18 protein-coding genes and 1 pseudogene are annotated in these 13,837 nt (G+C 61.4%); 14 read left to right on the top strand and 5 right to left on the bottom strand.

The window, feature by feature from the left end; translation table 11 throughout:
* Positions 1-72 precede the first annotated feature (72 nt).
* From XI02_RS46540 to XI02_RS39220, 4 genes are all read left to right on the top strand, one after another.
* Positions 73-246, top strand: coding sequence for a nucleoside monophosphate kinase (locus tag XI02_RS46540; protein WP_348652650.1), 174 nt, complete (start codon positions 73-75; stop codon positions 244-246).
* Between the two features lie 173 nt (positions 247-419).
* On the top strand, positions 420-869 hold the full coding sequence (locus XI02_RS39230) for a cytochrome c (RefSeq protein WP_028342837.1): 450 nt from the start codon (positions 420-422) through the stop codon (positions 867-869).
* A gap of 155 nt (positions 870-1,024) precedes the next feature.
* Positions 1,025-1,525: a hypothetical protein gene (locus tag XI02_RS39225; RefSeq protein ID WP_028342836.1), complete on the top strand. Its 501-nt coding sequence runs from the start codon at positions 1,025-1,027 to the stop codon at positions 1,523-1,525.
* A 70-nt stretch (positions 1,526-1,595) separates the two neighbouring features.
* A complete protein-coding gene (locus XI02_RS39220) occupies positions 1,596-2,312 on the top strand; it encodes a S1C family serine protease (protein WP_244980965.1) in 717 nt (238 codons plus the stop codon).
* 83 nt (positions 2,313-2,395) lie between these two features.
* On the opposite strand, the gene XI02_RS39215 is transcribed toward XI02_RS39220, so the two are convergent.
* Complete coding sequence (locus XI02_RS39215) at positions 2,396-3,082, bottom strand: CBS domain-containing protein (RefSeq protein ID WP_028342835.1); 687 nt, start codon at positions 3,080-3,082, stop codon at positions 2,396-2,398.
* 130 nt (positions 3,083-3,212) lie between these two features.
* Between XI02_RS39215 and XI02_RS39210 the strand changes: the two genes are divergently transcribed.
* Positions 3,213-3,674: a host attachment protein gene (locus XI02_RS39210; protein ID WP_028342834.1), complete on the top strand. Its 462-nt coding sequence runs from the start codon at positions 3,213-3,215 to the stop codon at positions 3,672-3,674.
* A 34-nt stretch (positions 3,675-3,708) separates the two neighbouring features.
* Here the strand turns inward: XI02_RS39210 and XI02_RS46535 are convergent, their stop codons facing one another.
* Positions 3,709-4,044: a LysE family translocator gene (locus XI02_RS46535; RefSeq protein WP_369525590.1), complete on the bottom strand. Its 336-nt coding sequence runs from the start codon at positions 4,042-4,044 to the stop codon at positions 3,709-3,711.
* 113 nt (positions 4,045-4,157) lie between these two features.
* Between XI02_RS46535 and XI02_RS46530 the strand changes: the two genes are divergently transcribed.
* The 5 genes from XI02_RS46530 (at position 4,158) to XI02_RS39180 (ending at position 9,124) form a co-directional block, all read left to right on the top strand.
* Positions 4,158-4,610, top strand: a complete 453-nt coding sequence (locus XI02_RS46530) for a transposase (RefSeq protein ID WP_051376434.1) — start codon at positions 4,158-4,160, stop codon at positions 4,608-4,610.
* Positions 4,607-4,930: an IS66 family insertion sequence element accessory protein TnpB gene (gene tnpB, locus XI02_RS39195; RefSeq protein ID WP_028342833.1), complete on the top strand. Its 324-nt coding sequence runs from the start codon at positions 4,607-4,609 to the stop codon at positions 4,928-4,930. The genes XI02_RS46530 and tnpB overlap by 4 nt, the downstream gene beginning before the upstream one ends.
* Positions 4,931-4,955: 25 nt before the next feature.
* A complete protein-coding gene (locus XI02_RS39190) occupies positions 4,956-5,285 on the top strand; it encodes a hypothetical protein (RefSeq protein WP_189397628.1) in 330 nt (109 codons plus the stop codon).
* Positions 5,282-7,372 (top strand): recombinase family protein, encoded by a 2,091-nt coding sequence (locus XI02_RS39185; protein WP_172646724.1) that lies wholly within the window; start codon positions 5,282-5,284, stop codon positions 7,370-7,372. Before XI02_RS39190 ends, XI02_RS39185 begins: the two co-directional genes overlap by 4 nt.
* Before the next feature lie 168 nt (positions 7,373-7,540).
* On the top strand, positions 7,541-9,124 hold the full coding sequence (locus tag XI02_RS39180; protein ID WP_028339956.1) for an IS66 family transposase: 1,584 nt from the start codon (positions 7,541-7,543) through the stop codon (positions 9,122-9,124).
* Here XI02_RS39180 and XI02_RS39175 read toward each other — a convergent pair whose 3' ends face one another.
* Both XI02_RS39175 and XI02_RS39170 read right to left on the bottom strand, forming a co-directional pair.
* Positions 9,125-9,562, bottom strand: coding sequence for a hypothetical protein (locus tag XI02_RS39175; RefSeq protein ID WP_028339957.1), 438 nt, complete (start codon positions 9,560-9,562; stop codon positions 9,125-9,127).
* 132 nt (positions 9,563-9,694) lie between these two features.
* The gene (locus XI02_RS39170; protein ID WP_051447787.1) at positions 9,695-9,964 is read right to left on the bottom strand and encodes a LysE family translocator; all 270 of its coding nucleotides are present in this window, start codon (positions 9,962-9,964) and stop codon (positions 9,695-9,697) included.
* Between the two features lie 356 nt (positions 9,965-10,320).
* Here XI02_RS39170 and XI02_RS39165 point away from each other — a divergent pair, with 356 nt between their 5' ends.
* From XI02_RS39165 to XI02_RS39150, 4 genes are all read left to right on the top strand, one after another.
* A complete protein-coding gene (locus XI02_RS39165) occupies positions 10,321-10,782 on the top strand; it encodes a CBS domain-containing protein (RefSeq protein WP_018268815.1) in 462 nt (153 codons plus the stop codon).
* A gap of 199 nt (positions 10,783-10,981) precedes the next feature.
* A complete protein-coding gene (locus XI02_RS39160; protein ID WP_129964714.1) occupies positions 10,982-11,170 on the top strand; it encodes a hypothetical protein in 189 nt (62 codons plus the stop codon).
* Positions 11,163-12,170, top strand: a complete 1,008-nt coding sequence (locus tag XI02_RS39155) for an LOG family protein (RefSeq protein ID WP_051447788.1) — start codon at positions 11,163-11,165, stop codon at positions 12,168-12,170. Before XI02_RS39160 ends, XI02_RS39155 begins: the two co-directional genes overlap by 8 nt.
* Positions 12,167-13,555 carry an MBL fold metallo-hydrolase RNA specificity domain-containing protein gene (locus XI02_RS39150; RefSeq protein ID WP_028339959.1) on the top strand — a complete coding sequence of 463 codons (1,389 nt, stop codon included), beginning with the start codon at positions 12,167-12,169 and terminating at the stop codon, positions 13,553-13,555. Before XI02_RS39155 ends, XI02_RS39150 begins: the two co-directional genes overlap by 4 nt.
* 62 nt (positions 13,556-13,617) lie before the next feature.
* Here XI02_RS39150 and XI02_RS39145 read toward each other — a convergent pair.
* Positions 13,618-13,797, bottom strand: a pseudogene (locus XI02_RS39145) (BON domain-containing protein); the annotation flags it as partial.
* Positions 13,798-13,837: the final 40 nt, after the last annotated feature.

The following is a 13,837-nucleotide window of genomic DNA, read 5'->3' as shown; positions in this document are numbered from 1 at the left end:
TGACCGTATCGTACCAACCCAATGCTCGAACCTGTGGAGACAACGCTGTGAAATTAGTTCTGTTGGGGGTCCCTGGATCCGGGAAAGAAAGGGACTCAGGCGGCCCGTCTTGCCAAGCGCCTGGACATTCCTCAACTATCGACCCGCAATATGTTGCGAGCGGACGTATCCCAAGGAACGCCAATCGGGATAACGGTTAGCCGAGGTCCGGGCTCAAACCCGACGCCTCCACCATATCGAAGCTAGCGTGCCGCTTCCGGCTCAGCGTGGGGATAGAAGCGGCAAGCCTATGTCTGTTTACTGTTTGGCCCGAGTGATAGTGCGCCGTTGGACTGGGCGGGCGTGATGCATTGACCCGCGTCAAACCAAGGGCGACCCAATACTGCTAAAAGCGCGTATCCGAAAAACTGGGGCATGATATGATTATCTGTGGCCTGAAGTCTTTCATGATTGCTGGTCTGACCGCTGGTTTCGCCGCGGCCGCTCACGCTGAAGACGCCGATGTTGGCAAGGCGGAATTTCAAGCTTCGTGCGCAAGCTGTCACGGCGTGGATGGAAAGGGCAAAGGACCCGTTGCTGGGCAGCTGAAGGTGCCGCCTGCCGATTTGACGGCCTTGGCCAAGAACAACAACGGGGTCTTTCCTATTACCGCCGTCTACGAAGCCATAGACGGGCGGAAAACAATATCCGCGCACGGCACCCACGAAATGCCGATTTGGGGGGAACGGTTCAACCCCGTCAAGAACTTGCCTCACATTGTCGATCCGGCCTACGACGCGCTCGATCCTTCCCGGGATTTGCGGGAGGTCGTCGTGCGAACACGAATCCTTGCCATTATCGATTATCTGAACCGCATTCAGCAGAAGTAGCGCGCCGCGAAAGCTCATGGGGTCCCCCGGCTACGCAATCTGCCGCAGTAGATGGGCGGCAACCGCACGCGCGTCCAGGCGCTCCCATCATTGATCCCCATCAAGGCGGCTGCGAGCAAAGCCGGTAATGGTCATATGGAAACGGAGGATCGACGATGACCGGCATAGTGCTCAACGCCCAGCAAATTCAGAACGCTCCAGCGCCCGTTCGCCTCTGGCTTGAGCAGCAGATTTCGGCCGCTCTCGGTCCGAGGCCGGCACCCGGAGCGTCGTCGCCCCGCCTGGTTGCCTGCACGGAAGCCCAGGCAGCGAACCTCCTCAATCGAATCAGGCAAGCGCCATCTGCGGTCGAAGTGTTCTTCGGACTCGCCCATCCCGAGATCTCGTTCGGTGACCCGCCGGTCGTGACGTTCCGGCTTCTCGATCTTCAGCGTCGTGCCGGCATGGAGAACATCGCCAAGCTCCTGGAATGTCTCGACCTCATCAACCGGTCATTTGCGGAAATATGTGGTGATCCGGCAGCGCGTTTCTGTGACTTTGACGCCGCAGGGCATTGCTCGCTTCTGCCAGCCACTCAGTGCAGCATCGCCGCATTGTGGAAGGCGATCATTGCGGCGGAGCGGCCCGGCGTGCTGCCGATCGCCGCTGCCGAGTAGACGGGGCGGGCGCGAGATGAGCCCGAAAAGATCATGCCGCAAGTCGGCGCGGAAATGGTCGGAACGTCCGTTGTCATTCATCGTCGCCGTGACGTGCATGCTCCTGCCCTGGCCTAGACTGGTGCAAGCAGGGGAAATCCGGGATGTGCAAACTCTTGCGCCCCTGGTCGGGAAGGTTATCCAAAGTGTCGTCGGCATAACGGCCAGCACGGAGACGGCGGCAGCCTCCCGGTCAGGGAATTCCGGTCCCGAACTGCCCAGCGATCCGCGTCCCGCGACGAAAGATGTTTACGGCGCAGGCGTCATCATCAAGGCAGAGTCCGGATTGATCGTGACGAGCAATCATGTGGTCAGCGGCGCCAAGACACTCTCGGTCCGATTGTCGGATGGGCGCCAGCTTGACGCTAGGTTCGTTGCGGCCGACGAGCGATACGATCTGGCGATGCTGAGGATTTCGGCCTCCGGCCTGACCGCGGCCCGCATCGGCCGATCGGTCGACGCCGAGCCTGGCGATTTCGTCCTTGCGGCCGGTGGTTCCTTGAAATCCACTCCGAGCGTCAGCTTTGGCATCGTCAGCGCTCTGCATCGTTCGCGGCCCGGAAGCCCTTGCCGGGATCTCATTCAGACCGATGCCTTGCTGGATCGCGGCAGCGCAGGCGGGCCGCTGTTCAATCTGCGGGGCGAAGTGATCGGCATTGTTGCCGCCAGCACCGGCGAGACCGAATCCGAGCACGCCTTTGCGATTCCCTCGGATGCCATCGATCGCCTCTACATCAGAATGAATTAGGCATTCCGCGGGATCGCGGATCGTTTCGAAGTGCGACCGATTTGACTACCTAATGGTGGTTGCTTGATGATCGTGCACCCGGATCAGTAGGCCATGATCGGCGTTTCCAGCAGGTGATCGTTCACAGCAACGACACCGGGAATTGCCTCCGCGGCAATCCGGATCGCTGCGCGCTCGGCGGCGGATGGCGCATATCCCCACAGGTCGACGATGCCGTTCTGTACGGTCGCAGTCAGATTGAACGTGTGTGCCCACGGTTGCCCGTGAAGCACGCCGAGTAATCTCTTCCTGATGACGGAATCGGCGGGTGACATCTCCAGCTTCGGCCGGGCGCTCGCGACGGCCTGGAGCAGGTTGGCCCGGCTGACGATGCCGAGGAGGTGGCCGGCCTCATCGACGATGGGGACACGCTTGATGCCATGTTTCTCGAGCAGCATCGCAATTTCATGCAGAGGCGTGTCGGGCGCCGCGGTCACGACCTTGCGGGTCATGATGTCGGCGATCTTGACAGCATGGGACTTCACGTAGTCGGACGCCATTTGCGCGTCTCCGACCAAAAGCCGGAGCCACCACGAATACGGGCGCTCGGTGCCGGCTTCAGTCCGATGCATCAAGTCGCTTTCCGTGACGATTCCGACTAGTTCGCCATCCTTGCCCACAACAGGAACGGCGCTGATGCGGTGCTGGAGCAGCAGGGAAGCAACCTGCCGCACCGTTGCGTTGGAGTTCTCCGTGATGACGGGTGACACCATGACGTCGCGTGCTTGCATGATCGTGCTCTCTGTAGGACGGAAAGATACCCCATTCTGTGGGATCGCGCGCATGCGTGATTTGACTCCGATCAATTGATCTAAAGCTTCCGGGCATTAGACAGGATTTGTTGAAGTGGAGGATGTTTGGATGGCGGGAATTCCAAAGAACGCGTTCGTGCTTGGAAACGGGCGCAAGGCGCTGTTGCTCCGCAACGAAGGCGACAATCAGTTCCCCACCCTGAAGGCGGAGGCGGTGTTCGAAGATCAGAATCCGCCAACGCACCTACAAGGCACGGACCGTCCAGGACACTTCATAAAAGGGATCGTCTCCGGTCAGCGGGGAGCCGTCGAAACGACGAACTGGCACGAACTCGAGGAGTATCGGTTCACGAGGCGGATTGCGCGGGCTGCGGAGGAGATTGTTCGGAGTGGAAGGACGACGGCGTTTGTCATCGCCGCTCCGCCGCGAACGCTGGCACAGCTTCGGGCGACGCTCGCTACCGATGTCAAGCGTCACATCATTGCGGAGATTCCCAAGGATCTGACAAGGCTTCCCGTCGGGGAAATTGAAAGGCACATTGTTGAGGCGCTTGCGTCGCCCACACGATAGGCGCCGTGCCGCCGACAGCGTCCCACGAGCAAGTTCAAGAGTAAGTTCGTCTCGTCGTATAGAACAGCCAGATTGCAATAACGGCCAGCAACACTGACATTATCCGCCTGATGAGCATTGTGTTTGCCCGTTTTTCGATGCTTGGCCGGATGGCGTTCGCTGAAATCACGACAGCCGTATGTATTGCAGTCGCTATCGTGATGTATACCGTCAGCAAGATCGCTATCTGCGGAAGCAGTGGACGTGCTTGATCGATGAAAGTCGGAAAAATCGATAGATAGAAAACTCCGGCCTTGGGATTGAGTAGATTGGTAATCAAGCCCCTGAGGAAGAATTTGGTATGTGCCGTCGCCTCGACTGGCTTGGTGATCTCTTGCGGCGCATCGCGCCATCCTTGGTGAGCGTCATCCAGGGACCACGCGCTGAGGGCTAATCTGGTCGGTTAGGAAGATCTCGTGGACTGAATCATCACGAGGTCTCGCCATGTCTAAGGATAGCCGTAAGGATAGCGATAGGGATAGGCATACGCCTATCCTCAAGGATTTTTCTGACACGCTGCAGCGTGTCGAGATCATCACTGGGACCGGCCGGCGCCGGCGCTGGTCGGCCGATGCGAAGGCGGCGATTATCGCGGAGAGTTTTGCGCCGGGTGCAAGCGTGTCCGCTGTGGCGCGGCGACACGACATCAGTCCAAGCCTGTTGTTTCTGTGGCGTCGTCAGACGACGCGGGCGAAGGTCGCGGCGCGCCGGGCCGGAGACGTGCCACCTGGCTTTGTGCCGGTCGCGATCACCGGCTGCGGGGGCGAATTGCCGTCGCGCGAGGAGCAGGCGGCAATCGAGATCGAGGTCGGCGCGGTTCGCATCCGTGTCAGAGGGACGGTCGACCGGCGGGCGCTGTGCGAGGTGCTGGCGGCAGTCGGGACGGTTGGCCGATGATCGGGATGCGACCCCGGTTGTCGATCTGGATCGCGACGCAGCCGGTCGATTTCCGTCGCGGGATGGACTCGCTGGCGATGCTGGTGAGCGAGGCGTTTGGAGCCAATCCGTTCGACGGCGGACTTTACATCTTCCGCTCCAAGCGCCGAGATCGCGTGAAGATCCTGACCTGGGACGGAAGCGGCCTTGTCCTTTACTACAAGAGAATCGAGGGGCAGTTCACCTGGCCGCCGATCAAGGAAGGCGTCGTGCCGCTATCTCATGCTCAGCTCTCGGTGCTGCTCGAGGGCACATCGAAATATCCCCTCTGGGGAGTCTGACGAATCACCTGCCATCGAAGTTACAGTGTGCGAACCGACGCATCCGCTGTTCGGCCGCACGTTCCGCGTCATTCGCCGCTCGGTTCATCGTGGCGGGGGCTTCCCGCTTTCGTACGAGGTCGAATATCGAGACGGTGCCAGCCTTTTGATTCCGGTCGCGGCGACCGAACCACGGAAGTCGATGGAGAATCGAACGAAGCTGAGCGTCGAGGCACTACACGATCTGACCTCTCTGGTTGAGCAGCTCGAACACGATGCCGATCGATCCGAAAGACCTTTGGGCCACGCTGTCAACGGCACTGCAGCGCCAAATCGTCAACGAGGTCGCCGCAGTGCTGGCGGAGGCAAGTCATGAAGTCCGAGCTGGTCAAGCCGATACACCTGGCGCGCCGCGCGGTCGTGTACATCCGGCAGTCGACGACTCATCAGGTTGTGACCAACCAAGAGAGCCTGCGATTGCAATACGCGCTTCGCCAACGCGCCATCGAGCTCGGATGGCACGAAGCTGGCATCGACGTCATCGACGCTGATCTTGGCATCAGTGGGGCGTCGGCGGCTCAGCGCAGCGGCTTCAAGGAACTGGTCGGGCGTGTTGGTCTTAACGAGGTTGGTCTGATCCTGTCGATCGACGTGACGCGTCTCGCCCGCAACTGCTCGGATTGGTATCCGCTGCTCGATATCTGCGGGCTGCACGGCTGCCTCATCGCCGACCGTGATGGCGTCTATGACCCTGGCAGCGCGAATGGCCGACTGCTGCTCGGCCTAAAGGGGACGATATCGGAGCTCGAGCTCCATACAATTCGTAGTCGATTGACGGCTGGTCTTCTTGCCAAGGCGGAGCGCGGCGAGCTTGCGCTCACCTTACCGATCGGCCTTGTCCGCGATCCCTCTGGCGTCGTCGTCAAGGACCCGAACCTGGAAGTGCAGGAACGGCTCGAGCTGCTGTTCGAGACCTTCCTGAAACTGCGCACCATTGCCAAGGTCATGCGTGAGTTCAACGACCGTGGTCTGGAGCTGCCGCGCCGCGATCGTCACGGCGATCTGCATTGGGCGCGGGCGACGACAGCCGCGGTCGCGGCGATTCTGAAGAATCCTGCCTATGCGGGCGCCTTCGTTTACGGACGGACACGACTGCGCAAACCGTCGGAGGGAAGATTACCGACGAAGGCGCCGAAGCCGATCGAGCAGTGGCGGATCATCGTCAAGGACCGCTATCCTCCCTATATCGCTTGGCAAAGCTACGGGAAGATCAGGGGCATCGTCAGCGACAACCGAGCAGAATACATGCGCAACAAGACGAGGGGGGCCCCACGTGAGGGCGAACTACTGCTGCAAGGCATCGCATGGTGTGGAAGATGCGGTCACAAGATGTACGCGCGCTACAAGAGACGCGCCGAATACGTCTGCAATCACCTGCGTTCACATCAGGGGTTGCCGGCGTGCCAATACATCCGTGCTCCCCGCGTCGACGCCGCCGTGGCGCAAGCCTTCCTTACAGCGCTGGCGCCGGCCGAGATCGACGCGTTGTCGTGCGCTCGTCGCGCTCAGCAGCAGACGTACAAAGCAATACGAAGCAATGCCGAGCAGCAGCTCGAGCGGCGACGCTACGAAGCAGCACTCGCCGAACGTCAGTTCAACCGCGTCGATCCCGACAACCGGCTCGTCGCCGCCGAGCTCGAGCGCCGTTGGGAGGCGGCTCTGAAGGAGGCTCGAGCGGCAGAGGAGACCCTGGCCCGTTTAAAGTCTCCCCAGGCTATCGCTCAGATCACCTTTGGCAACAAGGCGCTGAACGACAAAGTCGTCCACCTCTCCGGCCGTCTGCCTGAGATCTGGACGGACTCAAGCACGACCGACGCGAAACGCAAGGCGCTGCTGCGCTGTCTCATTGACAAGGTGATTCTCGATCGTGGCGAGCACGACCTCGTCAAGGTGAGGATTGTGTGGCGCGGCGGAGCCGTCACCGAGATCGAGGTAAAGGTGCGCGTCAATTCAGTAGAGAATCTCACGCAGGGCGTGGAAATGCGAGAACGCGTCCTCGAGCTCGCCCGCACCAAGCTGCACGACGACGAGATCGCTGCCATATTGACGGGCGAAGGACACCGGTCACCAAAATGCCCAGACGGGGTGCTGCCGATCACTGTCCAGCGCATTCGCTTCCAGGCCGGCCTCAAAGGGCTTACCGAGCAACGCACGCGATGGCGGCATTCACCCGATTTGCTCAGCGCACAGGAACTCGCCGGCGTATTGAACATTCCCGTGAACTGGCTGTACGTTCAGATCAGGCAGGGCCGTCTTTTGATCGATCGTCACCCTTCGGGCGCGCACCTGTTCTCCAACACGTCGCGCGTGATTGAGGCTGTTCGAAAACTCCGCAATCACGAGCTCGATCATCTCGATCTCAGAATCACTGAGCCTCACGAGGAGGGGCATTCACATGGATAGTCGCTCGATGGCTCAGACTGGAAGCGTGTGCCGATGCGGGTTGTGGATCAGCCAGCACGAGCTGGTTGATCCGTATCAAGAGTAGTTCGTCACTCATGCGGAGTTGTTGTAGAATCACTCTGCATGAGTGATTTGCCTTCTGATCCAGCATTGCTCCGACAAGCCGTGATGGCGCTGTCGTCACGGCTTGCGGCGTTGTCGGCGGAATGCGGCACGCTGGCGGCCGAGCGTGATGCGGCGATTGCCCAACGCGACGCTGCGGTCCAGGAGAACGACAAGCTCCAGATAATCCTGTCCCAGTACAAGCGCACGATCTTCGGTCCCCGCTCTGAGACACTGGATCCCGGACAGCTGCCTCTCTTCGCCATCACGGCGCAGGCGGCTGGTGCCGCCGCCAACGACGACGTTACCGGAGGCGGGCTGCCTGACGGAGCGGAGGGCCGTGGAAAGCGACCGGCGCGACGCAACCGGGGGAAGCTTCCGGAGCATTTGCCGCGCATCGACGTCGTGATCGATATCGAGAGCCACATCTGCCCTTGCTGCGGCGAGCGGCTGCACAAAATCGGGGAGACCGTCAAGGAAGCCTTCGACGTCATTCCGATGCAGTACCGGGTCAAGCGCATAGTGCGTCCGCGGTACGGCTGCCGGGGATGCCGCCAGGGTGTGCTGCAGGAACCCGCGCCGGCCCAGGCGATCGACGGCGGGATGGTGACGGAAGCCTTGCTGGCCCACATCGCGGTGATGAAATACGGCTACCAGCTGCCGCTGTATCGGCAGGAACAGATGTTCGCTGCGCAAGGCATCACGCTCGACCGGCAGACGCTGGCCTCGTGGATGGGGCGCGCCGCCTGGTGGCTGAAGCCGCTTCACACGCTGTTGCGCGACACAGTGATGTCCTACCCGCGGCTGTTTGCCGACGAGACGCCGCTGCCGGTTCTCGATCCCGGCCGTGGCCGGACCAAAGTCTGCCAGTTCTGGGCGATCGCCACCGATGACCGTCCGTGGGGTGGCCCGGCGCCGCCGGCGGTGGTCTACATGTTTGCCGAGGATCGCAAGGCGATCCGCGCCAAGCAGCTGTTCGGGGACTACCACGGCATCCTGCAGGTCGACGGTTATGCCGCCTACAAGGGCCTGATCAAGAACGGCGGCCATCTGGTGCAGCTGGCGTTCTGCTTCGCGCATGCGCGGCGGAAGTTCTGGGACGTTCACGTCGCGACCAAGTCGCCGATTGCCGCGGAAGCGCTGCGACGGATCGCGATGTTCTACGCCATTGAGGATCGCATCCGCGGTCTGCCGGCGGCGCATCGGGCTGCTATGCGGCAAAGCGACACCAGGCCGTTGATCGAGGACTTCAAACCCTGGCTTGAGGCGCGGCTGCTGGAAGTCTCGAAGAAGTCCGGTCTGGGTAAAGCCATCCGCTACACCCTCAACCATTGGGACGGCCTGACGCGCTTCATCGACGACGGACGCATTGAAATAGACAGCAATACGGTTGAGCGCAGCATCAAGCCGATAGGCCTGGGAAAGAAGAACTACTTGTTCGCCGGCAGTGAAGGCGGCGCCGAGACATGGGCCATTCTCGCCTCGCTCATCAACTCGGCAAAGCTGCAAGACATCGACCCGCGGCACTATCTGACCGATGTTCTCGAGCGCATCGTCTCCGGACGTACCAAGATCAATCAGCTGCACATGCTGCTGCCGTGGAATTGGAAGGCCGAGCGCGACAGTTCGCCGGCAAAGCTCGCCGCCTGATCAGTTCGACGGCAGGGCATCTGGAACTTCCTGCGCATCGCTGGTGTCGTCATAGATCTCCTCGCGGATCACACGCAGCGTCACCTCGTGCAGATAGACTTGCAGCGCCCTCTCCAGCTCGGTGAACTCCGGCAGCAGCACTTTGTCGACGAAGCCTCGTGACGCGCGGATCATCACCGTGTTGCGTCGCTGGCGGTGATAACGAAACGGCCGCAGCCCGCAGCGACGGCAAAGCGCCAAGAACAGGTGCCGCGACCATTGGTCGGGAAGTGAGAATTGCTGTTCGATCGGTGGATCGTGGCGAGCGAGTTCCTCGACCCGGGCACGCACCCGCCGCAGCGCGGCTTCCGCCGCAAGGCGCTCACCAGCAGTTCCCGCACCCACGAACAACGCCTCGATCTTCCGAAGCTTCTCGCGCAGCTGCGACTCGCTGGTCATTCTGATCCCCGTTGCCCGCTCCGAACCGGGATCACCCCATCACCGCGTGCTTGCGGCGTCAATCATCCCGACCGCGCTATCCAGAGCATTCCGCGCGAGTCAAGGCCCGGCACGGTGCGCTTCCCGTGACGCTCACCATCCTTGCCAGGCAAGCCAAAGCAGGTAGAGCGCCCAGCGAAGGGCTTCGTAAAGCGGGTTGGAGGCAGCCACGATAGCTGCAAGGCCGAGCGACGATGCGATCCCAACTCCAAACAAGCCGAAAGCAACACCGGCTGTTGCGGCAAGACCGGCCCTGCGTCCGGCCGACGCGGCCAGCACCGCGAGATAGCCCATGTTAGGTCCCGGGGTCAGTTCGATGAGCGTGACCGTGAGTGCGAAAGCAAAGAGAGAGTTTTCACCCATGGATCGATCCCTGCGCTTCCGAGGCGGGGTTGCCCTAGATGTTGGTCAGATGGCTTGATCTGGGTCAAATTGTCCGCGTCATGCCGCCTCTCTCGATTCCGAGCTGACATGAATGCAGTCGACAGAGGGCGCAACGACCGCGAGCTTCCGCAGGTAGCATTCGACGTGGGCAATCAGGGTAGCGGCCCCATCCTCGACGGCGATTCCCACATGAGCTGACAGCTCGCCGAATGATCCTGAGGCGAAAACCAGCGATTACAAAAGCTGCACGGCTTTTTGATCCAGATCAGCCTGGCCTTCCATTTTTGAATGATGCTGGCAGATCATCGCGTACACGAAGCTCTGGGGAGGTTGCCATGTTGGCTTTGGATGTCATGCGGACGTCTTTCTCGACGATCAAACCCGGCGCGCCATTGCTCGATGCCGTTCGTCTCTTGCTGGAAACTGGCCAGCGCGGCTTGCCTGTGCTCGATGGCTCAGGGGCGCTGATCGGTGTTATCTCTGAAGGAGACTTCCTTCACCGTCGCGAACTCGGCGTGCATTGGCCAGAGGGATTTTGGCTCGAATGGCTGTTGAGCAGAGAGGAGGGACGGCTGGTCCGCGAGCGGACCCGGGCCCTGAGCGTCGACGCTGTGATGAGCCGCAAGCCCGTTTGCGTCGACGAATGCGCGACTGTGGACGAGATCGTGGTCGAAATGGACAAGCATCAGATATCGCAAGTCATGGTGCTCCGGGGTATGCGTGTCGTCGGCATCGTTGGACGTGTGCAGCTGATCACCGCGCTTGAGCGGATACTCGCGCGATCCGAGGGTAACTGACGCGGAAGACCCCGGCAGGCGATTGCGGAGCGTGCGATTGATCCGGACGCGCTTCCGGTTGAGCGTAACAGCGGCGAGAAACTAGGCTCAGGTTGGCGCCTTGCCATCAAAGAAATCCCTGAATTGACCCTGCTCAAGGCGCCCGTGCAGCCGATTGCGGATGCTAGGCAATGCCCATCGAATGCCGACGAGGTTCGCCATGACTGACCGAATGAAGTTGCCGGCCGTCAAGCAACCGGTGAATTTTGAAGCAGATATTGGTAGGTCGAAGCCGACCGATCACCGCTGGCTACTGGATGCGTTGGAGGATGACGAGGTTCGTGAGGCCCTGAAGCACGATGCGGCGCTCACATCCTCCGAGGCGGACGGCGGGCCGGCGCATGACTGACGATCTGCCATCGACTCGTCCGAGCCCGAAGCCGGCTCACCATGTCGACAGGGCTGTGGTACTCCCGGGTGGGCAGCCCAACGGCGCCGAAGAGGACGGCCGTGCGCTTGGCGATCTGCGCAGCATCCTGCAATCGCCAAGCTATCGGGAGGCGAATCAGGACGAAGATTTCCCGCAGAGCGAAGCCACACGCGGCATTCGCCTCCAACTCGATTTCCTTAAGACGGAGACCCTGCTCCGGGAGCATCAGATCGCTCATACGATCGTTGTCTTTGGCAGCACTCGCATTTGCGAGGCGCAGGCGGCGCGCCGGACCGTCGCATCGATAGCCGATGCGCTCGCGTTGAATCCCGACGATGGCGGCTTGCAGCGCCGTCTCAAGACGGCACGGAGCCTTGCGGCGAAGACCAAGTATTACGGAATCGCACACGAGTTCGGACAGATCGTCGGTGCCGCGAGCGAAAAGGCCATCGGTGGCCGCCTCATGATCATGACCGGCGGTGGGCCGGGCATCATGGAAGCAGCTAACAGGGGCGCGCACGATGTCGGGGCCCAATCGATCGGACTGAACATTACCCTGCCGAAGGAGCAGGACCCTAACCCATATGTCACGCCCGAGCTCTGCTTCAGGTTCCACTATTTTGCGATGCGCAAATTGCATCTCCTGATGCGCGCCCGCGCGCTGGTGGCATTCCCGGGCGGCTTTGGCACGATGGACGAGCTGTTCGAAGTGCTGTCGTTGGCGCAAACCCGAAAGATCGCGCCGGTGCCGGTCGTGCTGGTCGGCGAGTCGTACTGGCGTCGCGCGTTTGATCCGGACTTCCTGGTCGGCGAGGGTGTCATCGATCCGGAAGACAGGGGCCTGTTTTGGTTTGCAGAGTCCGCCGAGGAAGCCTGGCATGGCATTCTGCGGTGGTACGAGACGGCCGGCCGCCCGCTTCTGCCGATCGGAGATGGCGCCTCACGGGGCAAGTCGATCAGTCAAGAGGGTAGATCGTGAAGTTATCCTTTCATGGCGCCGATCGCGCGGTGACCGGGTCCTGTCACCTGGTCGAATGCCTGAACCAACGCATTCTGATCGATTGCGGTCTTTTCCAGGGAAGCCGCGACCTGGTGGAAGAGAACGTCGCCGCCTTCGGGTTCGATCCTGCAACCATCGACTATGTCCTGCTGACCCATGCCCACCTGGACCACTGCGGCAGGATTCCATTGCTCGCGAAGCGAGGGTTCAGCGGTGAAGTGATCACGATTGCGGCCAGTCGCGAGCTGGCCCGCCTCGTGCTGGTCGATGCTGCGCATCTCCAGGAAGAAGACGCGCAGCGGAGAGCCCGCCAGTGGCGCAGGCGGGGGGAAGAAGAAGCGCCGTCGCCGCTCTACACCGTCGTCGACGCGCTCGAGTGCTTCGACCGGTTTGGAAGGACGGCTGAATATGGACAGCCGTTACAGCTCGCGGAGGGACTTCGCGCAACTTTCTTCGATGCCGGCCATATCCTGGGCTCTGCGAGCATCCTGATCGAGGCTGCCGAGCACGGCCGCACACGTTCGGTCTTGTTCTCGGGCGATCTCGGCAACGCCGGTCGTCCGCTGCTGCGGTTGCCGAGCCCTCCCGCTCGCGCCGACGTTGTCGTCATGGAATCGACGTATGGAGACAGGCGCCATCGGCCGCCGAAAGACTCGATCGAGGAGCTTTACGGCGCGATCAGCGGCACGCTGGCCCGCGGCGGCAACGTCATCATCCCGACCTTCGCGCTCGAGCGCGCCCAGGAGATCCTCTATGTCCTGCGTCAGGGGCTAGAGCGGAGCAGGCTGCCGCCGGCCATGCAGATCTTCCTGGACTCGCCGATGGCGATTTCGGCGACCGAAATATTCAAGCGGCATTCCGAATGGCTCAGCTCCGAGGCTGCCTCCATGTTTCGCGAAGGGCGGGATCCGCTGCATCCGGCAAACCTGCGTCTGGTCCGCGAGAGCGCCGATTCGGTTGCCATCAACAGGATAACCGGCGGCGCCGTCATCATGGCCGGGTCCGGGATGTGCACGGGCGGCAGAATTCGCCATCACCTCAGGCACAATATTTGGCGCAAGGAATCGGCGATCGTATTCGTCGGATACGCCGCCGCGGGAACGATCGCGCGGCAGATCATCGATGGGGCCAAGTCCGTGCGGCTGTTCGGCGAAGACATTGCGGTTCGCAGCACGATTTACACGATCAACGGATTTTCCGCGCACGCGGACCAGCAGGAGCTGCTGGCATGGCGACGCGCGATCGAGGGATGCGAAGCAACGTTCCTGGTCCATGGCGAAGAGCCCGCAATGCAGGCGCTCGCTGCGCACTTGGAGGGACGGCGGGTCGAGCTGCCGCGCCTGGGCGACGTGTTTGATCTCTAGATGGCCCGCGAAGGCGAGCCGGACAATGCGAGCCAAACAATCATTCTGAGCTGCTGGTTGCTTCAGCTCGCAGCCTTCACGTCCCTGGGAGATTCGACGTAGAGGCCGGTATAGGTATCCACGAAGCAGGGGTGATCGTACACCTTCTTGACGCCGGCGGTGTTCTCCGCGGCCACGATGGTTGCCTCACGCGCATGGTCGCTGGTGGCGATGCCATGCAGATGGACAACGCCGTTGCGGACGATCACCATCGATCTGTCGGACGATACGGTCACGGATATG

Origin of the sequence: Bradyrhizobium sp. CCBAU 21365 (assembly GCF_015291305.1) — a bacterium.
In the GTDB taxonomy this organism is placed as follows: Bacteria; Pseudomonadota; Alphaproteobacteria; order Rhizobiales; family Xanthobacteraceae; genus Bradyrhizobium; species Bradyrhizobium elkanii.
Note: the sequence above shows the minus strand (reverse complement) of the source record. Positions and strands in the feature narration are given on the sequence as shown.